The organism is bacterium, from assembly GCA_035528375.1.
In the GTDB taxonomy this organism is placed as follows: domain Bacteria; phylum RBG-13-66-14; class RBG-13-66-14; order RBG-13-66-14; family RBG-13-66-14; genus RBG-13-66-14.
The window spans coordinates 1-21,515 of record DATKYS010000077.1; the positions used below are offsets into that span (position 1 = coordinate 1).

Here is a 21,515-nt window from a genome sequence, read left to right on the forward strand (position 1 = left end):
GGGGCGGCCCCCCTCTCCCTCCGGGAGCGGCGCGCCGACGGGGATGGGGGTGAGGGCCACCTTATTAAAAACGCGGCGGGGTTAGGAAACCCCGCCCCACGTCCATCGGATTGAACCCATAGGGGCGACCGGTAGGACGAGTCCTCCACGGTCGCCAGCGGTCCCCCTCACACCTTTTGGGGGGAGGCTTGCCTACGGGCTAGGGGTGAGGGTCGGGGCGGCCCCCCTCTCCCTCCGGGAGCGGCGCGCCGACGGGGATGGGGGTGAGGGCCACCTTATTAAAAACGCGGCGGGGTTAGGAAACCCCGCCCCACGTCCATCGGATTGAACCGTAGGGACGACCGTCCGCGACCGGGTGTGGACATCCGCCCCGTCGGGTACTAAAATGAAAAATCTGCACATCAAGCCCTGCCAACCGGGGGAGAGCGCGATGAAAAAACTGTCGTTGGTGATTGCCTGTGCGACCGTCTTCATTCTCTTCGGCTGCTTCGACGAGGCCGAGGGCCAGGGCCCCGGCTTCTCGCCACCGGAGGGGAGCTACGATGAAGGCTACAATCAGGGGTTCAAGGAAGGCTACCAGATGGGGTACTCGGACGGCTTCTCGGCCGGCGGCGGCTCGTCGGGCGGCGGAGAATACTCCGGCGGCGGCGAAGAGGTGGACTTCGACGACACGGAGCCCGAGGATGTCACCCTCGGCCCCGCGCCGGACAAGATCGTCCAGCAGTTCGTGGACAACTTCAAGGCCAGAAACGAGGCCCAGTGCAAGGCCCTCTTCGCCAAGGATTCGCCGCAACTGAATACCTGGGACTCGGACTGGGACCAGATGCAGAGCGCCAACTGGAGCAACTGGAAGACCCCCACGCTCCACGAGAGCGAGGGGGGCAAGGCGCGGGTCACCGTCAAGTGCAGCGTGGCGTCCTTCCTCGGCTCCTCGGACGTGAGGATTTTCATAGACCTGGTCACCCGCGACAACTACTGGAAAATCTACGAGATCCAGTACTCGAGCTACTAGGCTCGGGATTTGTGCTAAAAAAACGGGGCCCCGCGGCCCCGCTTTTTTAATGAACGAAAAGGTCACCCGGCGAGCTCCCGATAAATCCCCTCCACAATGGCAGGCAGCGCGGCGGCGAGCGCCGGGGAGAGCCCCTCGCCGAAAGTGAACGGATCGGGCGCCTCGACGGCGTAGATGCGTATCTCCTCGGGCATGTCGAGACCCAGGCGGCGGCCCAGCTCCAGCCCCTCGAAGACGCCGAAGCGGTGGCTGGACTGGGGCAGCTCGCCGGAAATTTCCGACGGAGCGTCGAGACGGTACCAGTCGCCGGGCTTTCCGTCGTCGGTCTGGACGGCGTCGATGATAATCGCGCGGTCGAAGCCGACCAGAAGCTCCATGAGCTCGATTCCCGCCACGGAGGCCTCGCGGAGCACCGCATTCGGGTCGGCGAGGCGGGCGTGGAGCGCGCGGGCGACGAGGATGCCCACGGCGTCGTCGGTCATCAGGGGGTTGCCGAGGCCGAGGATGATGGTGCGTTTAGCGGCCATGATTCTCCCGGGCGGTGCGTCGCCCCGGAATTATAGCCGATTTCGCCGCCGGATGGTGTGGAACGTTGGTTTATCGTCCTCGTAGGGGCTGACCGACGGCGAGCCGTTTAGGTCGGCCCGCGGGCGGACCTGAAGGTCCGCCCCTACGTCATCGCAACCATTGAAACGGCGGGGACTAACGTCCCCGCCACGCTAACATTCCCTGCCTTGACCCTCACCCTAACCCTCTCCCTAGAAGGGAGAGGGGATATACCAGCCCCCCCCCCGGCCACCTTACCAGCCCCTCGACCGGCCCACCTTACCAGCCCCTTAGCCGTCGCGGCGGACGGTCTGGACCAGCTCGCCGTCGGGGCCGTAAATGTTCGCGATGAGCGGCGTGTGCCCCAGGGCGTGCGTGGCGCAGGCGTGGCACGGGTCGTAGGGCCGGAAGGCCATCTCGACCATGTTCAGCAGGCCGTCGTCCACCTTGCCGCCCTTTATCACGGCCTTGGCCGCCTTCTCCACGCTCATGGCCATGGGGGCGGCGTTGTGGTTGGTGGCCACGATGAGGTTGACCCGCGTGAGGATGCCGTCGGGGTCGGTCCAGTAGTGGTGGATGAGCGTCCCGCGCGGCGCCTCGACGATGCCGACGCCCTCGACCGGGGTCTTGGTCGGGAGGTTGCGGATGTCGTCGGAGGTGATTTCGTCGTCGGAGAGGAGTGTGACCATCTCCTCGGCGGCCTGGAGCGCCTCGACGAGGCGGGCCCAGTGGAAGGCCAGGGTGTTGTGGGCCGGCTTGCCGCCCAGGGTGGCGAAGAACTTCTCGTAGTGCTCCTGGGCCTTGGGGGTGCGCATGCCCTCGGAGGCGTTGAGGCGGGCCAGCGGGGCCACGCGGAAGACGCCGGAGTCGGGGCCGTCAACGAAGCCCTTCCAGCCGACTTTTTTCAGGAAGGGGAAGGTGATGTAGCTCCACGGCTCCACGTGCTCGGAGATGTATTCGGTGTACTCGTGCGGCTCGAAGAGGGCGACCTCCTTGCCGTCCGGGTCCACGACGCGCAGCCGCCGCTCGTAGAAGTCCACCTTCTTGTTATCGTCCACCAGGCCCATGTAGTAGGTCTTGTGGGTGTAGCCCTCGGAGAGGATGAGGTCCACGTAGGCCTCGTTGGCCAGGACGATGTCGTCGAAGGCCGCCAGGGCGAACTCGGCGAAGCCGACGGCCTCCTTGGCCACGGCGAGGAACTGCTGGCGCTCCTCCTCGTCTATGCCGCGGGAGACACCTCCGGGGAGGCCGAAGACGGGGTGGATCACCTTGCCGCCGATGGTCTGGATGATGTTGCGGGTCTCGCGGCGGATTTTGATGAGCTTGCCGGCGATCTCGAGGCCGACCTTGCCGATGACGCCGAGGATGTTGCGCTCGGCGGCGGGGGCGGTAGGGCCGACGATGAAGTCGGGCCCGCCCAGGTAGAAGAAGTGGAGGTTGTGGTCCTCGAAGGTGAAGGCGTTGTAGACCAGCCGACGGATGAGCCAGGCCGCCCGGGTCGGCTCCACCCCCCACAGGTCGTCCAGGCACTTGGTGGAGGCCGTGTGGTGGGCGGTGGGGCAGACGCCGCAGATGCGCTCGGTTATGCGGGGCATCTCCTCGGAGGGGCGCCCGATGCAGAAGGTCTCGAAGCCCCGGATCTCGGGCACCTGGAAGAAGGCCCGCTCGACGTCCCCGGCGTCGTTCAGGAAGATTTCTATCTTGCCGTGGCCCTCGAGGCGGGTGATCGGATTGATGGTGACCCTTGTGCTCATTATCCCTCACTCCTTGGAAGCCCGCGCTTGAGGATCGAGCTGGGCAGGCTGAATCGGTAAAGGGTTCCGGCCGGGTCCACCAAAGCGGCGGCGGCCGCGGCCGCGTCTTCCTCCGTCTGGGCGCTCCCGGCGGAGGCGATGGCCGACAGGAGCTTGGTCCCCTGATCCAGGGCCTCGGGCGGCGGTCCGAAGCAGCCGCGGCAGGGCATGTTGGCGCGGATGCAGCGCTCGCCGCAACCGCCCCGCGTCGCCGGCCCCATGCAGACGAAGCCCTGCGCCAGGTAGCACTCCTCGGGGTCGGGCTGGCTGGTGGCCACCCGCTTGAACTCGCCGATGGTGATCTTCTCCGGCTTGGTCTCGTTCAGGGGGCAGGTCTCGCAGAGCGACTTCGAAGGCGCCAGGACCGACCCCTTGGGCGGCAGCTCCCCCTTGAGGATGGCCAGAACGGCGTCCATGATCAGGTTCGGCGGGGGCGCGCACCCCGGGAGGTAGTAGTCAACGTCTATCACCTCGTCGAGCCGCTTGACGCTGTTCCACACCGCGGGCAGCTCGAGGTCGTAGCCGTCAACGTTGGAGTGGGTCTGGGGCCGGACCTTGTCCGGGTTGTCCACGGTGACCGAGGTCTCGTACTTGTTGCGGAAGACGTCCTCGGCGGTGGAGAGGTTGACCAGGCCGGGGATGCCGCCCAGGTGGGAGCAGGAGCCGAAGGCCACGACGAGGCCGCTCTTTTCGCGCAGGAGCTTGACCCACTCCTCGTGCTCGGAGAGGCGGACCGCGCCGTTGATGAAGCTGACGGCTATCTCGCCGGGCTTCCAGGCTTGGGCGTCCTTGAGCTTGAAGTCCAGGGCCACCGGCCACAGGGCGATGTCCACGGCCTCGACGACCTTGAGGATGTCCTCGGCCAGGTCCACGACCGCCTCCTCGCATCCGCCGCACGCGCCGCACCAGTAAAACGCTACCTTGGGCTTTGCCATCTTATCGAACCTTCCCGATCCCTCCCGGGGGAGGGCTGTGGTTTCTTCCAAAAAGCTCTGCGACGCACCTGAAGAGCCGGTCGAACTACGGGATTCACAAGCCACGGTTTCCGCCACAAATCTCCGCGACCCATCGCACCGGGCGGCGGCGCCTAGGTCACCGCTTCGTTGATGGCCCGGGTCCGCTCGGTCCAGTTCAGCGGCCCCAGCTCCTTGATCCGGGCGGTCATGTCCCGGATGGTGTCGGCGAAGAGGTTGCCCTCCGAGGCGGAAATCCAGCGCAGCCAGACGCGGTCGGGCTCGATGCCGAACTGCCCCAGGAGCTTTACCAGCATCGGGTAGCGGCGCATGGTCCGGTAGTTGCCCACGTCGTAGTGGCAGTCGCCGGGGTGGCAGCCGCCGATGAGCACACCGTCGGCGCCGTCGGCGAAGGCCTGGACGATGAAGGTGGGGTCCACGCGGCCGGAGCACATGACCTTGATCGCGGTGAGGTTGGGCGGATACTTTATCCGGCTGATGCCCGCCAGGTCCGCGCCGGTGTAAGTGCACCAGCGGCAGAGGAACCCCACCAGCTTGGGCTCGAAGCTCTCGTCAGCCATACTTTGACTCCCGGTGCAGTTGACGGGAATGGTATCCCGGTAATCCGCTCTTTGATTAAACTCCGCTGCCGACAGTACCCGCCCCCGCCTGTAACGCGCCCCTAACCGCCGGGGGCAGAGGGTGGCGGCGTTCGTGAAATCGCTCCCGGCCTTTAACGCCCGCTCTCAACCTGCGGGGACCGCCCGATTCGCGGGGAGGCGACGTGCGCGAAATCGCTCCCGGTCTTTAACGCCCGCTCTCAACCTGCGGGGACCGCTTGGGTTGAAAATCTTCCGCCGGGGACCGCCCGATGCACGGGGGGCCGGCGTGTGCGTGATCTTTCCTTTTTCTTAACGCCCACCGACGGGGACCGGCGGACCCGACCCATTCCCTTACGCGCCCCCGAGCGACGGGGACTCGTCTACTCCCAAGCACTTCCCCTGCGCTCCATACCGGCCCCCCGCCGCTAGGCGACTGGGACCGCCGGGGGGACATCCATGGGGATCTCGGCGAGCATGCCCTCGACCTCGGCCAGAATCTGCACGTCCTCGTATCCCTGCTGGCCGGCGGCGCCGGAGGGGCAGCCCGCCACGCAGGTCCCGCAGCCCTTGCACAGCTCCTCGGTCACCACGGAGACCTTCTTTTCGGCGTCGAAGGTGATGGCGAGGTAGGGGCAGTTCTGGATGCAGAGCTTGCAGCCGCTGCAGAGGTCCTCGTCTATGGCGGCCTTTATGGGCTCGAGGACGACCTTGCCCTTGTCGAGGAGGGAGAGTGCCGCCGCGGCCGCCGCCGCGCCCTGGGCCACCGAGTCGGGGATGTCCTTGGGCCCCTGGCACGCGCCGGCGATGAACACGCCGTCCGTGGCAGTGTCCACCGGGGCCAGCTTGGGGTGCTTCTCCAGGAAGAACTGGCCCTGCATGCAGGAGAGGTGGAGGGTCTTGGCGACCTTGTCGGCGTCGGCCCGGGGCTTCAAGCCGCCGGAGAGGATGACCATGTCCACCGGGATGCGCCGGGTTCCGCCCAGGAGGGTGTCCTCGGCGACGACCACCAGCCGGCCCTTCTCCTCGGGGCCCTCCCAGGCGTCCGTCACCTCGGCCGCCTTGCCGCGGATGAAGTGCACACCCTCGGCGAGCAGGCGCTTGTAGAACTCCTCGTAGCCCTTGCCGAAGGCGCGCATGTCTATGTAGAAGTCGTAAACCTCGGCCGAGGTGTGATCCCTGACCAGGTAGGCGAATTTCAGCGAGTACATGCAGCAGACGCGGGAGCACCAGGCGTTGTGGTTCTCGTCACGGCTGCCGATGCAGTGGAGGATGGCCACCGCTTTCGGCTCGCGGCCGTCGGCGGTCAGGATGTGCCCCTCGGTGTACCCGCTGGCGTTGCAGAGCCGCTCGAACTCCAGGCCGGTGAGCACGTCGGGGAAGCGCTCCCAGCCGAACTGCGGCGTCTCGCGCACGTCGAAGGGCTCGAAGCCGGTGGCGACGATGATGGCGCCGACGTCCACCTCGCGGATGGTGTCGGTCATCCGGTGGTCTATGGCCTTGGCCTCGCACTTGGTCTCGCAGAGGCGGCACTCGGAGCAGACGGAGCAGTTCAGGCAGCGCAGGACCTCGGCGGTGACCATCTCCTCGTCGAGGCCGGTGTTCACCTCATCGAAGGTCGCCAGGCGCTCCGGCATGGGCAGGCTCGGCATCCGGACGCGGGGACGGAGGACGCGGGCCTCGCGGACCGGGGCCCTCTCCGGCTCGGGGAGAATCCGTCCCTCGGCCAGGTCCACGCCGCGGATGAAGCGGTCCGCCGATTCGGCGGCGCGGTGGGCGTCGGCGATGGCCTCGACGATGGAGGCCGGCCCGCGCACCAGGTCGCCGGCGGCGAAGACGCCGTCCTTGTTGGTGGCCCCCGTGACCGGGTCCACCACCACCGAGCCCCAGGAGCTGGTCGTCAGGCCCCATTTTTTATAGACCTCGACGTCGGCGGTCTGGCCGATGGCCGTTATCATGGAGTCCGCGTCGGTCTCGAACTCGGAGCCCTCGATGGGGACGGGGCGGCGGCGGCCCGAGGAGTCGGGCGCGCCGAGCTCCATGCGGATGCACCGCAGGACCAGCCGGCCGTCGTCGCCGCGACGCAGGCTCACCGGGGCGGTGAGGAACTCGAAGCGGACCCCCTCCTCTTTGGCCTCTTCGATTTCGGTCGGCTCGGCGGGCATCTCCCGCTCGGTGCGGCGGTAGAAGCAGTGGACGGAATCGGCGTCCAGGCGCAGGGCGGTGCGGGCCACGTCCATGGCCACGTTTCCGCCGCCGACGACGACGACTTTCTGGCCCAGGTCGGGGCGGCCGCCGCGGTTGACCTGCTCCAGCACGTCCATGCCGAAAAAGACGCCCTCGGACTCGATGCCGGGGATGGGCATTTTCGTGCTCACGGTGGCGCCGGTGGCCACAATGACCGCCTTATAGCCGCCGGAGAGGAGGCCGTCCAGGGTGACGTCCCTGCCGAGGGCCGTGCCGGTCTCGACCTCGAAGCCCCACTTCCTGACGTTGGCGATCTCGCGGTCAATGACCGCCTCGGGGAGGCGGAAGTGGGGGATGTGGCTGCGCATGACGCCGCCGAGCTTCTCCGCCGAATCGAAGAGGGTGACCTGGAGGCCGAGCTTCCGCAGGTCCTGCGCGGCGGTGAGGCCGGCGGGACCGCCGCCCACCACGGCCACCTTCTCGGGACGCTCCTCGGCGGGGAGCTCGGGGGCGTACTCGGCGCCCGAGGAGACCTCCCAGTCGGCCAGGAAACGCTTGACGGCGGCGATGGAGAGCGGCTGGTCAACCTCGCCGCGGTTGCAGTCCTTCTCGCAGGGGTGGTTGCAGACGCGCCCGAGGATGCCGGGGAACGGCACCCGCTCACGGGCCAGGGCCAGGCCCTCGGCGAACTTGCCCACCGAGGCCAGGGCCACGTAGCCGTGGGCGTTGCAGTCCGCGGGGCAGGCGATCTTGCAGGGCGACACGCCCTGTTTGTCTATGGTGAAGGTGTTGGGCACGGCCTGGGGGAAGAGGCGGTAGACGGCCTTCCGGTCGGCGTGGCCCTGCTCGAACTCGTTGGGGACCGCGACGGGGCAGACCTGGGTGCAGTCGGAGCAGCCGGTGCAGTCCTTGGTGACGTAGCCGGCCTTTTGGCGGACCTTGACCTTGAAGTTGCCCACGTAACCCGCGACCTCTTCCACCTCGGAGTAGGTGAGGAGCTCGATGTTGGGGTGCTGGCCCACGGAGACCATCTTCGGGGTGAGGATGCAGGCCGCGCAGTCCATGGTGGGGAAGGTCTTGTCGAACATGGCCATGTGGCCGCCGATGGAGGGCTCCTTCTCGACGAGGTAAACCTTCCGCTGCGCCTCGGCGAGCCTGAGCGCGGCCTCGATGCCGGCGATCCCCGCCCCCACGACCATGGCGTCGGGGTGAACCGGGACCTCTTTCTCTTCGAGGGACCGGTGGCGGCTCACGCGGAGCACCGCGGCGCGGATGAGACGCTTGGCCTTCTCCGTCGCCCGGACCGTGTCGTCGTGCACCCAGGAACAGTGCTCCCGGATGTTGGTCATCTGGAAGAGGTAGGGGTTCATCCCCGCGTCTTCCACCGCCCCGCGGAAGGTGACCTCGTGCATCAGCGGCGAGCAGGAGGAGACCACCACGCGGTTCAGCTTGAACTCCTCGATGTCCTTCTGTATGAGCTCCTGACCGGGCTCGGAGCACATGTACTTGTACTCTTTGGCCACGACGACGCCGGGCAGGCCGGCGGCGAACCGGGCCACCGCCTCCACGTCCACCACGTGCGAGATGTTGGTCCCGCAGCGGCAGACGTAGACGCCTATCCGTTCCTTGCCGTTGTCGCTCATCGGTTCAACCCTCTGGGAGATCGGTAGGTTTGACGCTCACCGGAACGTTGATAAAAATTTTTTGGAGCCGGTCTTTCACGGGAAACCGCGCGCTTCCGAAGGGCGGTCTTCCGATCCGGACGGTCGCTTCCGGGTTTACTTCCCTCTCATCTCGATTGACGCACCCGAGGCGGACGGGCCGTTTCGCCGCGCACCAGAGCGTTACTTCCGGGTCCGCACTACGCTCGACCCCGACGGTCGTCGTTATCGGGGATCGGAGCTTCGACACTCACCCCCCGGCCCCGTGGGTCACAGTCACCAAGACGTGATTGACCTCGTGGCGCCCCAACTCACCCCCCGGTCCCGTGGGTCACAGGCCCTTGACCCCGCAGGGCGTATCCGGCCATTAACTCACCCCCCGGCCCCGTGGGTCACAGGCCATCTGTGGTCTAGCCCGGTCGGATGCTCCAACCCGCCCCCCGGCCCCGTGTGATTACACGCCCACACGGTATTCCAGAGCGGCCACCCGCTACCCACCCCTCGGCCCCCCCGCCGATGCCGTCTCAGTCGGGAGCGGAATCCTGTCGGCCGGAAAAATCCCCGCTGACGCCCGCTCTATCGGGAGCGGCTTCCTTACCGCCGCGAAACCCCTCTCTCCGCCGATCCGCTCGACGGGGCTACGGGCGCAACGATAACGCACGAATATCAACCGCCCCGCCGACCCGCGTCCGGGACGACCTACAGGCGCAGCATGCCGCCCAACTCGGCGTAGATCTGCGTGTCCGAGTAGTGCCTCTGGCGGGAGGCTCCGGAGGGGCAGCCGGCCACGCAGGTGCCGCAGCCCTTGCACAGCACGCTGTTGACCACGGAGACCTTCTTCTCCGCGTCGTAGGAAATCGCCGTGTAGGGGCAGTTCTGGATGCAGTACCGGCAGCCGGAGCAGAGCTCCTCGTCAATGACCGAGGTGATTGGCTCGATGGCGACCTGGCCCTGGCCGATGAGTGAGAGGGCCTCGGCGGCGGCGGCGGCTCCCTGGGCCACGGAGTCCGGGATGTCCTTGGGCCCCTGGCAGGCGCCGGCGATGAACACGCCGTCGGTGGTGGTGGCCACGGGGGCCAGCTTGGGGTGCATCTCCTGGAAGAAGCCCTGGCTGCCGCAGCCGATGCCCACGATGCGGCGCACCTCCTCGGCGTCGGAGCGCGCCTCCAGGGCGGTGGAGAGGATGACCATGTCCACCGGCACCTCGCGCGTGACGCCCAGAAGGGTGTCCTCGGCGACCACCTTGAGCCTGTCGCCGGCCGGCGTGACCTCGGCGGCCTTGCCGCGGATGAAGTGCACACCCTCGGAAAGCAGGCGCTTGTAGAACTCCTCGTAACCCTTGCCGAAGGCGCGTATGTCTATGTAGAAGCAGTAGACCTCGGCGTCGGTGTGCTCCTTGACCAGGTGGGCGAATTTCAGGGAGTACATGCAGCAGACGCGGGAGCAGTAGGAATGGTACCGCTCGTCGCGGGAGCCGATGCAGTGGAGGATGGCGATGGCCTCGGGCGTGCGGCCGTCCTCGAGCTCGATGTGGCCGCCGGTCATGCCGTCGGCCCGGGCCATGAACTCGAACTCCATGCCGGTGATGACGTTGGGCAGCCGGCGGTAACCCAGGGCGGGGATGACCGAGGGGTCGAAGACCTGCATCCCGGTGGCGACGATTATCGTCCCCACATCGAGCCGGACCTCCTCGTCGGTGGAGTCGAGGCTCACGGCGTCCTTGCCGCAGGCCTCCTCGCAGATGCGGCAGGCGTCAACGGCGTTGCCGGCGGCGCTCTGCCGGAAGTGGATGCAGTCATCCTCGTAGACCGTGGGCACGTTGGGGACCATCTGCTTGGTGACGAAGCGCACGGCCGAGTTGGAGGCCAGTGAGAGCTCGGGGTGGATGACCTTGCGGCCGTAACGGTCGTAGACCCTGGCCGAGCCTGTGGGGCAGATGCTGGAGCAGGAGCCGCAGGCGATGCAGTCCGGCGAGAGCGCGTCGTAGGGCGCCGAGACGTAGCTCCTGGAGCCGCGCTCGTTGATGGCGATGGCGAAGGCCTTTACCCGCTCCTGGCAGATGCGCGTGCAGAGTCCGCAGAGGATGCAGCGGTTCGCGAGGGCCTCCTCGGTGGGCTCGCCGAAGCGCCTGGGGTCGGCCCCGTACTCCGCCCCCAGCTCCTGGAGGCGTTCCACGGACGGGGCCTTGGCCAGCAGGAGCTCGAGGGTGAACTTCCGGGACCGGCGCACGTCCCCGTCGCCGGTGACGACGTTCATCCCCTCGGTCGCCACCAGGTTGCAGGAGGTGGTCAGCTTGGCGCCGTCGCCCTCGCCGACCTTGACCGTGCACATCCGGCATCCGGCGTAGGGCTCGAGGAAATCGGAGTAGCACAGGGTCGGGATGTCTATCTCCAGGGCCCTGGCCGCCGCCAGGACGGTCGTACCCTCCTCGACCTCCACGCTCTGCCCGTCTACGGTCAGCTTAACCATGAGATCATCCTTTCGGTGGAGACAAGGGGGGCCGCCGGGCCGTTACTCCGCTTCACTATTCGCGGTCTCTCGTAGGGGCGACCCTCTGCGGTCGCCCGCGGGCAGGGACAGAGCCCCGCCCCTACGGCTCGGTTAAACCCCTCGCCCCCTTCTCCGACTAACGGCGTTCTTCTTCCTCGGCCTCGTGCTCCCAGCGCCAGTCGCAGCGCAGGCACCTCTTGGCCTCGTTGACGGCGGCGGCCTCGTCGAGGACGAGCTCGACCGACTCGAAGTTCTCGATCCTACGGGCAACCGGCTGCAGGGGCGTCTCGGGACGGTTGACGATGGTCTCGACCTCCTCGGCCGTCATCTCGTAGGGCTCGACGTGTGCCACGGGCTTCGTCAGGGTGTACTCGGGGGTCATGTCGCCGCCCCGCAGGTAGCGGTCCATGTACTTGGCGGCCAGCTTCCCGTGCCCCATGGCGTCGGTGGCGAAGTAGGGCCCGGCGACGACGTCGCCCCCGGCGAACACGCCGGGCACGTCGGTCATCATGGTGCCGGGGTCCGCCTCGAGGGTGTTCCTCGGGGTGAGCTTGAAGCCGTCGGGGAGGAAGGCGAGGTCCGGCTTCTGGTTGACGGCCGGGAAGAGGTTGTCGAGCTCGACGGTGAACTCGGTGCCCTCGAGGACCACCGGCTCGCGCCAGCCGGTGGGGTCCACGCCCCGCATCTCCACCCGCCGCAGCTCGAGCGCCTTCAGGCGCCCCTTCTCGGCGATGATTCTCGAGGGCGCGCAGAGGTAGACCACCTCGATCCCCTCGTCCAGGCCGGCCTGTACCTCCAGCTCGTCGGCGGGAATCTCGAAGTGGGTCCGGTTGTAGAAGACGGTGACCTGGAGGGCGCCGAGGCGCCGGGCGGCCCGGGCGGCGTCCAGGGCGGTGTTGGTGCCGCCGATGATGCCCACCCGCTCGCCGACGGTGGTCCGGCCCCCGACGTTGACCTCCCGGAGGAATTCGATGGCGTCCTGGACGCCCTCCACCTCCTCGCCGGGCAGGCCCAGCGGGATGCCGGCGTGGGCGCCGGTGGCGACGAAGACGGCCTTGTAATCCCGGCGCAGGTCATCGAAGGCGATGTCTTTGCCGATCATTACGCCGGTCTTGATCTCCACGCCGATCCGGCGGACCCGCTCGACCTCCCGGGCGATGAGCTCGCGGGGGAGGCGGTAGGCCGGGATGCCGGAGTAGAGCATCCCGCCGGCGACGGCGTCGGCCTCGAAGACGGTGACCCGGTAGCCCAGGCGGGCCAGGTCCCAGGCGCAGCTCAACCCGGCGGGTCCGGCCCCGATGACGGCGACGGGCTCGAGGTTGCCCGCCCCCTTGGGCGGCGCGTAGTCCTTGCCGTGCTTCTCCAGGACGAACCGCTTGAGGGCCCGGATGGAGATGGGGTCGGCCACGTTCCCCGTGGTGCAGCGGAACTCGCAGGGGTGCGGGCAGATGCGGGAGAGGATGCCGGGGAAGGGCGTGGCCCGGTAGATGATGTCCAGCGCCTTGTCGAACTTGCCCAGGGCGATGTAGGCGATGTAGCTCGGGGCGTCCATGCCCACCGGACAGGTGTGGTGGCAGGGGGCCGAGACCATTCTCTTGCACACCGACCCGGGGCACTTCTTGTACTTGATGTGGGAGTCGTAGTCCTCGCGGTAGTAGCGCAGGGTGGTCAGGAGCGGGTTGGGCGCCGTCTGGCCCAGGCCGCACAGCGAGTTCTGTTTGACGAAGGTGCCCAGGTCCTCCAGGAGCTCCAGGTCCCCCTCCTCGCCCTCGCCCCGGGAGATTTTCTCCAGAATCGCCAGCATGTGGGGGAGGCCCTCGCGGCAGGGGGTGCACTTGCCGCAGGATTCTTCCTTGGTGAAGGAGAGGAAGTACTTCGCCATGTCCACCATGCAGGTGTGCTCGTCCATGACGATCATGCTGCCGGAGCCCATCATGGAGCCGGCCTCGCTGAGGCGGTCGAAGTCCACGGGGATGTTGAGGAGCTTGGCGGGCAGGCAGCCGCCGGACGGTCCGCCGGTCTGGACCCCCTTGAACTCGCGCCAGCGGGTGATGCCGCCGCCCATGCGGAACACGAGGTCCCAGAGCGGCGTGCCCATCGGCACCTCGATGAGCCCGGTGTTCTTGATGTTGCCCACCAGGGAGAAGACTTTGGTCCCCTTGCTCCCCGGGGATCCGATGGAGCTGAACCAGTCGGCGCCGCGGCTGAGGATGACCGGGATGTTGGCCCAGGTCTCCACGTTGTTGATGATGGTGGGCTTGCCCCAGAGGCCGGAAATGGCGGGGTATGGGGGCCGGGGGCGCGGGGTGCCGCGCTGGCCCTCGATGTAGAAGATGAGGGCGGTCTCCTCGCCGCAGACGAAGGCGCCGGCGCCCTGGACCACGTGGATGTCGAAGTTTAGGCCGGTACCCAGGATGTCGGAGCCCAGCACACCGTACTCGCGCAGGACGGCGACGGACTCGAGGAGGAAGCGGCGGACGCGGGGGTAGTCGCTGCCCACGTAGATGTAGGCGTCGGAGACGTTCCCGATGGCGTAGGCGCCGATGATCATGCCCTCGAGGACCGAGTACGGGTCGCCCTCGAGGACTGAGCGGTCCATGTAGGCGCCGGGGTCGCCCTCGCTGGCGTTGCAGACGATGTGCTTCACGCCGCCGGGCGCCCCGCGGGCTATCTTCCACTTGCGTCCGGTGGGGAATCCGCCGCCGCCGCGACCGCGCAGACCCGAGGCCAGGACCGCCTCGATGACCTCCTCGGGTTTCATGGTGGTCAGGACCTTGTGGAGAGTGTAGAGCCCGCCGCGGGCCACGTACTCCTGGAGGCTCACCGGCTTGATGTAGCCGCAGTTGCGGGTCGCGATGCGGAGCTGCCCCTTGAAGAATCCCACGTCCTCCATGAGCGGCACGTTTTTATACTCCCCGTTGCCGCCGGAGACGTCGTAGGCGACGCGCTCGTCGTTGAGGACGATGTGCTCGCCCTCCAGGCGGAAGAGGGCCCAGTCCTCGATGACGCGCCCCTCCTTCACCGCCCGCAGGAGCTCGTCCACCCTGTCCTCGGTGATGTTCCCGTAGACGACGCGGGGCCGTCCGGGGACCCAGACGTCCACCAGCGGCTCCATCTGGCAGAAGCCGTAGCAGCCCGAGTCCTCGACGACGATGTCCAGCCCCTCGCGCTCGGCCCCCTCGATGAGCCGCCGGGCGACGTCGAGCGCCCCGTTGGCGATGCCGCAGGTGGAAGAGCCGACGGAAATCCGTATCCTGTCGGGATAGAGGGATTCACGGCCCTTTTTCTTCAGGTCGTCGAGATCCTTGACGCTCGTAATCCTCATATTCTTCACCTTGATTGTTCCCGACCTGGGAGGGTCAGACGTTTGCACTGTCGGCCCTCCTCAGGGCGCCGATGACTTCCCGGACCTTTGATTTGGTGACGTGGCCGTAGAACTTGTCCCGCTTGGTGATGACGGGCCCCAGGGCGCACGCGCCGAGGCAGTGCACCTCCTCCAGGGAGAAGGCGCCGTCCTCGGTGACCTCGCCGGGCCCGATACCCAGCTCGCGCTTCAGGTCGTCCAGCACGAACATGGAACCGCGGACCATGCAGGCCGTGCCGACGCAGCACCGGATGTGGTTGCGTCCCTTGGGCTCCAGGGAGATGGCCGAGTAGAAAGTGGCCAGGCTGTAGATGACGCTTATGGGGACCCCGGTCTCGCGGACGATGAACTCCACGGCTTCCCGGGGCAGGTAGTAGTAGACGTCCTGGACCCCGAGCAAAAGCGCGATGAGGGTCAACTCGCCCCGGTTGTAGTTATCAATGAGGGGCCGGGCGAGCTCCAGATCCAGCTTGATCGTGTCCTTATGCACTTTCGTGTCCTTTCGCGGAGGGTCCGACGATCGGCCCCTTCAAGTCCTTTCGCGGAGGGTCGTCCACGCGCCTATGAGCGGCCCCTTCCAGCCCTTTCGCGGAGTGGCGCGCCTCTGAGACGAGCGTCACGCCGATGAGCGGCCCCTTCCAGCCCCCTCGCGGATTGGCGCGCCCTAGGCCCGGGGCGCCACGGGGACCTTCGCCTCGGACGGGTCCTTCTCGTTTATCAGCCGGCCGCCGATCTCCACGACCTTCAGATCGGGGTAGATGACCGCCGGGCAAGCCGCCACGCAGTCGCCGCAGGAGTTGCACAGCGCGGTGTCCACGTGCCGGGCCTTCTTCCTGACCGTCACCGTGAAGTTGCCCACGTAGCCGTCCACCTTGGTGACCTCGGACCAGGTCAGAAGCTCGATGTTGGGGTGGATGCCCACGTCCACCATCTTGGGCGTCAGGATGCAGGCGGCGCAGTCCAGGGTGGGGAAGGTCTTGTCGAAGAAGGCCATGTGTCCGCCCACCGAGGGCTCCTTCTCCACCAGGTAGACCTTCTGACCGGCTATTGCGCACTTGAGGGCGGCCTCGATGCCGGCGATTCCGGCGCCGATGACCAGGACCGCCGGGTTCACGTCCACCTTCTCCGGGAAGAGCTCCTCCTGGTTGGAGACCCGGAAGACCTCGGCGGCTATCAGGCGCTTGGCCTTCTCCGTCGCCCGGGCCTTGTCCGTGTGGACCCAGGAGACCTGCTCCCGGATGTTGGCCATGGCGAACAGGTAGGGGTTTATCCCCGCCTCGGCCACCGTGCGGCGGAAGGTGCGCTCGTGCATCAGGGGCGAGCAGGAGGAGACCACCACGTGGGTGAGGTGCAGCTCCTCGATGTCCTTCTGGATGAGTGCCTGCCCCGGATCGGAGCACATGTACTGGTAGTGCCGGGCCACGCGCACGCCGGGCAGGGTGCCGGCGTACTCGGCCACCGCCTTGACGTCCACCGTCTGCGAGATGTTGGAGCCGCAGTGGCAGACGTACACGCCTATTCTTTTGCTGCCGTTTTCGCTCATATTCCGTACCCCGTGGGGCTCAGGCTTTCGCGCCTCACCCCTGGTCTGGAGGGACGGCACACGGCGTTGCCGCCCTGCTGTTGTCATCGCTCTTCCCGCGGTTCCTTTACGGAAGGACGGCCTCGGCATGGGTGAGGCTGTCTTTCAGCATGAGCTCCTTGGGGGTGAGCCCCAGAGCCCGGCCCATGAGCTGGGTGAAGTACAGCACCGGTATCTGCACGTCCTCGCCGAGGTGGCGGCTGACCTTTTTCTGGTAGGACTCCAGGGTCACGTGGCACAGGGAGCAGGCGGTGACGATGCAGTCCGCCCCGGAGTCCTTGGCGTTCTTCAAGAGCTTGCCGACCAGGGTGCGGCCGACGTGAGGCTGGGTGGTCATCAGGATGCCGCCGCAGCACTTGGACTTGAGGGGGAAGTTCACCGGCTCGGCGCCCGTCCAGGCCACCAGGTCGTCCAGGGTGTGGGGCCACTCCTCGTCGTCGAACTCGCCGTAGGGGCGGCCGATCTGGCAGCCGTAGTACGGGGCGACCTTGAGGCCGGTCAGGGGCGTCGTAACCGCCGCCCGGACCCGCTCCTCGCCGACGTCGTTGGCCAGGACGTCCAGAACGTGGCGCACGTTGACCTTGCCCGAGTACGTCAGGCCGCCGGTGGCCAGGGCCTCGTTAATGTCCTCGCGGAGCTTGGGGTTCGAGGCGATGTACTTCTTGGCCTTGGCCAGGATGACGTAGCATCCGCTGCAGCTCGTGACGATGTCGGGCCGGCCGGTCTTCTCCGCCAGGGCCAGGTTGCGGGCCGAGAGGACGAAGGCCTTCCGCGCGTCAATGGCGATATAGTTGGAGGCGCCGCAGCAGTTCCAGTCCTCGAGCTCCACCAGCTCGATCCCGAGCTTCCGGGTCACGCCCCTGACCGAGGCGTCGTACGCCCGGCTGGTCGTCGTCTGCGAGCAGCCCGGGTAGTACGTGTATTGGATACCGTTAGGGACGGCCATCGTCTATTTCCTTTCCTCCATAACGGCCATCATCTTCTGAAGGCCTTTGATGCCCTTTATCTTGTGCGCCCCCAGATCCAGACGGCCCCTGACCAACATCTTCGAGGCGAAACCGAGCTGACCCAGGGCTTTGAAGATGCCCGTGCGGAAGTAGAACTTCAGCATGAGCAGGAACTCCGCGGAGAGGCCGTACTTGTCTATGATGGAGTTGAAGGCGGTGGCCAGCTCGTGCCCCTTCTTGATCCGCGGGATGATGCCCTCGTCCTCGCCCAGCCGCTTGAGCTGGTACATGATGTCGGTCCAGGGGATGCCGGCGGGGCATCGCACCGTGCAGGAGTAGCACGAGGCGCACAGCCACACGGAATTGCTCACCAGCACCTCGTGGATGATGTCGGCGCGCAGGGCCGCCACTATCTGCCGCGGGGTGAAATCCATGGCGTAGCCGGTCGGGCAGGAGGCCGAACAGGTGCCGCACTGGATGCACATGTTGACCTTGTCCCCGTTGGGGATGAGCATCACCTCTTCCAGGAATTTCCTGGTCAGCTCCCGGCCCTCTACCTTGCCGTCTATAACCCGCATCGGTTTTCCTCCGTCAACTGGAATCAGCCGCGCCGGGGGGCCGATTGACCCGTATGGAAAGAGCTAAGGGTTCGGCAAAAACGGATAGTGATTATGCGCAAACGATAATGTGAAATAATTCTCAAACTGGACGCGAAGAAAGGGGACAAAGAACCGCTCTTTTCTCCCTCGTTCAATCCCCGCACCCGGCCGCGAAGCAGCTCCGGTCAAACGTAACGGCGGCAGCCGTGTCGAGAGGTTCTCTCAGGTGACGTGGAAACCCGAAGAGATTATTACCGGGCCGGTGGAAAGTCAAGCTAGACGGGGTATCAATACAGCCCAATACTTACATTTTCCGGACGGAATAATAGCACATTCGTCGGTGCGGTTCAACGGTTAATCCGCGGATACTTCGTCTCAATTTTACCGCCGGTCCCGGCGTGATGAACGACCGTCCCTCCCGCCGCGCTCCAGCGGAATCCGGACCGCCCCTGCTCCGACGCCTCCCCTTCACAGTCCCGCATCCCCAAACTAACTGACCCCACGCTCGGAGCGACCGCCCCCTCTGCACGGGAATCTCCACCCCCCGACCGGCCGGTAGTCGGTCCCTCCAGGAAGACCCCCCCACCGCCCCCCAACCCGACCGGCCCCCTTATTCGGGGATGAGGCCCGAGAATCCCAGGAAGGCCACGGACATGAGCCCGGCGGTGATGAAGGCGATGGGCAGCCCACGCAGGGGTATCGGGACGTTGCCCACCTCCATCCGCTCGCGCAGTCCCGCCATCAGAAGGAGCGCCAGGGTGAAGCCCACCCCCGCCCCCACGGCGTGCACCACGGACTGGAAGAAATCGAAGCCGGAGTCAATGTTGAGGACCGTGACGCCCAGGACGGCGCAGTTGGTGGTGATCAGGGGCAGGAAGATGCCCAGCGCCCGGTACAGGCTGGGCAGGGACTTCTGCATGATGATTTCCACCGTCTGCACCAGGCTGGCGATGACCAGGATGAAGAAGATGGTCCGCATCCAGGCCAGATCCAGGGGGATGAGGATGAAGTAGTAGATGAGCCAGGTGACCACCGCGGCGAGGAACATGACGAATATTACCGCCATGCCCATGCCGAATGCGGAGTCGGTCTGCTTGGAGACGCCGAGGTAGGGGCAGAGGCCCAGGTAGCGCATGAGGACGAAGTTGTTGACCAGTACCGCGCCGATGAAGAGGAGAATGAGCTGGACGCCGTAACTCATGCCGCCTCCCTGGTGGTCTCGGTGAGCCTTTGCCGCTCGGTGAGAAGGTCGTCGGGGGTTCCGACGCCCTTCATTTTTTTACGCCGGCGCCGCCAGGTGAAGTAGCCCATCATGAGGCCGATGGTGATGAAGGCGCCCGGGGAGAGAATCATTATCGTGGCCGGCTCGAAGTCGGACCCGAAGACGGAGAAGCCCAGGAAGGTCCCGAAGCCCAGGACCTCGCGGATGGTGGCGATGATGAACAGGGCGTAGGTGAAGCCGAGGCCCATCCCCAGGCCGTCCATGAACGACCGGCCCACGGTGTTCTTCTGGGCGTAGGCCTCGGCCCGGCCCAGGATGATGCAGTTGACCACGATGAGCGGGATGAAGATGCCCAGCGCCTCGGAGAGGGGCGGCAGGTACGCCTTCATCATCAGCTCCACGATGACCACGAAGGTGGCGATGATGACGATGAAGATGGGGATGCGGATGCGCTTGGGGACGAGCTTGCGAACGAGGGCGATGATGACGTTGGAGCAGACCAGGACGAAGGTCGCCGCCAGGCCCATCCCCAGGCCCTTCTCCACCAGGCTGGAGACGGCCAGCGTCGGGCACAGGCCCAGCGCCAGCACGAATACCGGGTTTTCCCGGAAGAACCCCTTGGTGAACTCCTTTACGGACAAGGCTGCTCCTCATTTAAGGAGGTGTTGCTCAACGTGGCCGTCTGTAGGGTCGGAGGTCCGTCCCCTTTAATCCCCCCCGTAGGGACGGGGCTACGTCCCCGTCCGCGGGCGACCGTGGACGGTCGCCCCTACGGCTCCGCACCCGAGGCCGCATCTACCCGACGGCTGCCGGGTTCCGACGATTCCCCGCCGCCCCATCGGCCCCCCGGCCGCTTCACGGTTCCGGCATCCGCGCGACGACCTATAGCCATCCCTCAACCAGCACTCCGTCCCCCAACCAGCCCCCCAACCTATCGGCCCAACCCTAGCGGGGGATGTCGGTGCGGGCCAGGAAGGCGGTCACGCCCTCGCGCACGCCGTCGGTGAAGGCGCGGCTGGTGATGGTGGCGCCGGTGATGGCGGCGACCTGATCGAGCGCGGGATCGGCGACGGCGCCCTTCACCAGTTCCAGCCCGTCGGCGTGGAGGCCCAGGTACTGGGCCTGGAACCAGGGAGCCGGCGGCGGACCCGCGGGGCCCGCGTTATCGGAAAAGAGCCCCCCGATGGCGGTCCACAGCGTCCCCTCGATACGAATCTCGTTGACCCGCTCCCCCAGGCCCGGGGTCTCGCCCTGCTTGAGGACGCTGGTGCCGGTGATGACCCCGTTCGGGGTGAAACCGGCCATGATTTCCAGGGTCGAGGCGAAGCCCTTGCCGTAGCAGACGACGGCGTATCCGAGGACCTTCCCGGAGGCGTCGCCGGCGACGAAGTAGTCCGGGACCTCTAGGCCGCCCTCGGTCTTGGTGACGGCCTCGGTGAAGGCGGGGTCGGCCCCCTCGGGGAGGACCAGCGCCACGGCGTCGAGGACCTTGGCCCGCTCCTGGGCCGCGATGGTGTCCTTGGTCATCGAGTAGACCAGGCCCAGCGCCGCGGCCATCACCGCCGTCACGATGAAGAGGGTTGCGCCCAGTTTAAGCACGGCCGGCCCTCCTTTCCCCGAAGAATTTCGGTACGGTGAAGCGGTCCACCAGCGGCACGGCGGCGTTCATCAACAGGATCGAGTAGCTCACGCCCTCGGGGTATCCGCCCCAGAGGCGTATCACCGAGGCCAGGATGCCGCACCCGACGCCGAAAATCCATCGCCCCTTCCTCGTCACCGGGCTGGTGACCATGTCGGTGGCCATGAAGAGCGCCCCGAGCATCAGCCCGCCCGCCAGGAGGTGGAAGAGCCCCGTCCACACGCCGCCCACCCAGCCGAAGACCGTCATGAACACGGCCACGGTGGCCAGGTAGCCGACGGGTATGCGCCAGTCCGCGATGCCCTTTATCACGAGTATCAGGGCGCCGATCAAGAGGAGGACGGCGCCGGTCTCGCCGATGCAGCCGCCGACGTTTCCCAGGGCGAGCTTGCCGAGGCCCCCGGCCCCGGTGAGCTGGGCCACGACGGCCTTGGCCTGGGCGAGCGCCTCGGGTGTGGCGGCGGGATTGGAGAATGCGGCCGCGGCGTCCTTCATCACCGCCAGGGGCGTCGCCGTGGACACCGCGTCCACCGTCGTGCCGGAAAGGTTCGCCAGGTGCGGAAGCGCCCGGGCGCCCTCGGCGTGGGAGTACCAGTCCGTGGTCATGTGCACCGGCCAGGCCGCCAGCAGCACCGCCCGACCGATGAGCGCCGGGTTGAACAGGTTGTACCCCAGCCCGCCGAAGACCTGCTTGGCGATGGCGATGGCCGCGAAGCTGCCCACCACCGGCATCCACCACGGCACGTAGTACGGGAGGTTGAAGGCCAGCAGGACCCCGGTCACCACCGCCGAGCCGTCCATGACGGTCACCGGCTTCTTGGTGACGAGCTGGATGACCGCCTCGAAGACCACGGCGCTCACCGCGGCGACGGCGACGAGCATCAGCGACCGCCAGCCCTGGAACCACACCGCCCCCGCCAG

16 protein-coding genes are annotated in these 21,515 nt (G+C 66.9%); 1 reads left to right on the forward strand and 15 read right to left on the reverse strand.

Annotated elements, in window-relative coordinates; translation table 11 throughout:
- Positions 1 to 430 precede the first annotated feature (430 nt).
- Positions 431 to 1,012 (forward strand): hypothetical protein, encoded by a 582-nt coding sequence (locus VM054_06180; GenBank protein HUT98645.1) that lies wholly within the window; start codon positions 431 to 433, stop codon positions 1,010 to 1,012.
- A gap of 62 nt (positions 1,013 to 1,074) precedes the next feature.
- Here VM054_06180 and VM054_06185 read toward each other — a convergent pair whose 3' ends face one another.
- The 15 genes from VM054_06185 to VM054_06255 form a co-directional block, all read right to left on the reverse strand.
- Positions 1,075 to 1,539, reverse strand: a complete 465-nt coding sequence (locus VM054_06185) for a hydrogenase maturation protease (GenBank protein HUT98646.1) — start codon at positions 1,537 to 1,539, stop codon at positions 1,075 to 1,077.
- Positions 1,540 to 1,848: 309 nt separating this feature from the next.
- Complete coding sequence (locus VM054_06190) at positions 1,849 to 3,312, reverse strand: Ni/Fe hydrogenase subunit alpha (protein ID HUT98647.1); 1,464 nt, start codon at positions 3,310 to 3,312, stop codon at positions 1,849 to 1,851.
- Positions 3,312 to 4,286: an oxidoreductase gene (locus tag VM054_06195; GenBank protein ID HUT98648.1), complete on the reverse strand. Its 975-nt coding sequence runs from the start codon at positions 4,284 to 4,286 to the stop codon at positions 3,312 to 3,314. The genes VM054_06190 and VM054_06195 overlap by 1 nt, the downstream gene beginning before the upstream one ends.
- Before the next feature lie 152 nt (positions 4,287 to 4,438).
- Positions 4,439 to 4,885 (reverse strand): hydrogenase iron-sulfur subunit, encoded by a 447-nt coding sequence (locus tag VM054_06200; GenBank protein ID HUT98649.1) that lies wholly within the window; start codon positions 4,883 to 4,885, stop codon positions 4,439 to 4,441.
- A 446-nt stretch (positions 4,886 to 5,331) separates the two neighbouring features.
- Positions 5,332 to 8,733 carry an FAD-dependent oxidoreductase gene (locus VM054_06205; GenBank protein ID HUT98650.1) on the reverse strand — a complete coding sequence of 1,134 codons (3,402 nt, stop codon included), beginning with the start codon at positions 8,731 to 8,733 and terminating at the stop codon, positions 5,332 to 5,334.
- Positions 8,734 to 9,450: 717 nt separating this feature from the next.
- Complete coding sequence (locus tag VM054_06210; GenBank protein ID HUT98651.1) at positions 9,451 to 11,220, reverse strand: 2Fe-2S iron-sulfur cluster-binding protein; 1,770 nt, start codon at positions 11,218 to 11,220, stop codon at positions 9,451 to 9,453.
- A gap of 157 nt (positions 11,221 to 11,377) precedes the next feature.
- Positions 11,378 to 14,566, reverse strand: coding sequence for an FAD-dependent oxidoreductase (locus VM054_06215; GenBank protein ID HUT98652.1), 3,189 nt, complete (start codon positions 14,564 to 14,566; stop codon positions 11,378 to 11,380).
- A gap of 34 nt (positions 14,567 to 14,600) precedes the next feature.
- Positions 14,601 to 15,095 carry an NAD(P)H-dependent oxidoreductase subunit E gene (locus VM054_06220; protein ID HUT98653.1) on the reverse strand — a complete coding sequence of 165 codons (495 nt, stop codon included), beginning with the start codon at positions 15,093 to 15,095 and terminating at the stop codon, positions 14,601 to 14,603.
- 174 nt (positions 15,096 to 15,269) lie between these two features.
- Complete coding sequence (locus tag VM054_06225; GenBank protein ID HUT98654.1) at positions 15,270 to 16,148, reverse strand: FAD-binding protein; 879 nt, start codon at positions 16,146 to 16,148, stop codon at positions 15,270 to 15,272.
- Positions 16,149 to 16,254: 106 nt separating this feature from the next.
- Positions 16,255 to 17,133: a CoB--CoM heterodisulfide reductase iron-sulfur subunit B family protein gene (locus VM054_06230; protein HUT98655.1), complete on the reverse strand. Its 879-nt coding sequence runs from the start codon at positions 17,131 to 17,133 to the stop codon at positions 16,255 to 16,257.
- Positions 17,134 to 17,136: 3 nt separating this feature from the next.
- Positions 17,137 to 17,712 carry a 4Fe-4S dicluster domain-containing protein gene (locus tag VM054_06235; protein HUT98656.1) on the reverse strand — a complete coding sequence of 192 codons (576 nt, stop codon included), beginning with the start codon at positions 17,710 to 17,712 and terminating at the stop codon, positions 17,137 to 17,139.
- Between the two features lie 631 nt (positions 17,713 to 18,343).
- Positions 18,344 to 18,934 carry an electron transport complex subunit RsxA gene (rsxA, locus tag VM054_06240; protein HUT98657.1) on the reverse strand — a complete coding sequence of 197 codons (591 nt, stop codon included), beginning with the start codon at positions 18,932 to 18,934 and terminating at the stop codon, positions 18,344 to 18,346.
- On the reverse strand, positions 18,931 to 19,596 hold the full coding sequence (locus VM054_06245; protein ID HUT98658.1) for an electron transport complex subunit E: 666 nt from the start codon (positions 19,594 to 19,596) through the stop codon (positions 18,931 to 18,933). Before VM054_06245 ends, rsxA begins: the two co-directional genes overlap by 4 nt.
- A 304-nt stretch (positions 19,597 to 19,900) precedes the next feature.
- Positions 19,901 to 20,554, reverse strand: a complete 654-nt coding sequence (locus VM054_06250; protein ID HUT98659.1) for an FMN-binding protein — start codon at positions 20,552 to 20,554, stop codon at positions 19,901 to 19,903.
- Positions 20,547 to 21,515: RnfABCDGE type electron transport complex subunit D (locus tag VM054_06255; protein ID HUT98660.1), on the reverse strand; the 969-nt coding region annotated here is incomplete at its 5' end. The genes VM054_06250 and VM054_06255, both read right to left, overlap by 8 nt.

What these genes read in the sequence shown, in the direction of transcription:
- VM054_06215 (HUT98652.1), bottom strand. Translation starts at nt 14,566, where the DNA reads ATGAGGATTACGAGCGTCAAGGATCTCGACGACCTGAAGAAAAAGGGC.
- VM054_06230 (HUT98655.1), bottom strand. Translation starts at nt 17,133, where the DNA reads ATGGCCGTCCCTAACGGTATCCAATACACGTACTACCCGGGCTGCTCG.
- VM054_06185 (HUT98646.1), bottom strand. Translation starts at nt 1,539, where the DNA reads ATGGCCGCTAAACGCACCATCATCCTCGGCCTCGGCAACCCCCTGATG.
- rsxA (HUT98657.1), bottom strand. Translation starts at nt 18,934, where the DNA reads ATGAGTTACGGCGTCCAGCTCATTCTCCTCTTCATCGGCGCGGTACTG.
- VM054_06235 (HUT98656.1), bottom strand. Translation starts at nt 17,712, where the DNA reads ATGCGGGTTATAGACGGCAAGGTAGAGGGCCGGGAGCTGACCAGGAAA.
- VM054_06195 (HUT98648.1), bottom strand. Translation starts at nt 4,286, where the DNA reads ATGGCAAAGCCCAAGGTAGCGTTTTACTGGTGCGGCGCGTGCGGCGGA.
- VM054_06205 (HUT98650.1), bottom strand. Translation starts at nt 8,733, where the DNA reads ATGAGCGACAACGGCAAGGAACGGATAGGCGTCTACGTCTGCCGCTGC.
- VM054_06200 (HUT98649.1), bottom strand. Translation starts at nt 4,885, where the DNA reads ATGGCTGACGAGAGCTTCGAGCCCAAGCTGGTGGGGTTCCTCTGCCGC.
- VM054_06210 (HUT98651.1), bottom strand. Translation starts at nt 11,220, where the DNA reads ATGGTTAAGCTGACCGTAGACGGGCAGAGCGTGGAGGTCGAGGAGGGT.
- VM054_06180 (HUT98645.1), top strand. Translation starts at nt 431, where the DNA reads ATGAAAAAACTGTCGTTGGTGATTGCCTGTGCGACCGTCTTCATTCTC.
- VM054_06190 (HUT98647.1), bottom strand. Translation starts at nt 3,312, where the DNA reads ATGAGCACAAGGGTCACCATCAATCCGATCACCCGCCTCGAGGGCCAC.
- VM054_06225 (HUT98654.1), bottom strand. Translation starts at nt 16,148, where the DNA reads ATGAGCGAAAACGGCAGCAAAAGAATAGGCGTGTACGTCTGCCACTGC.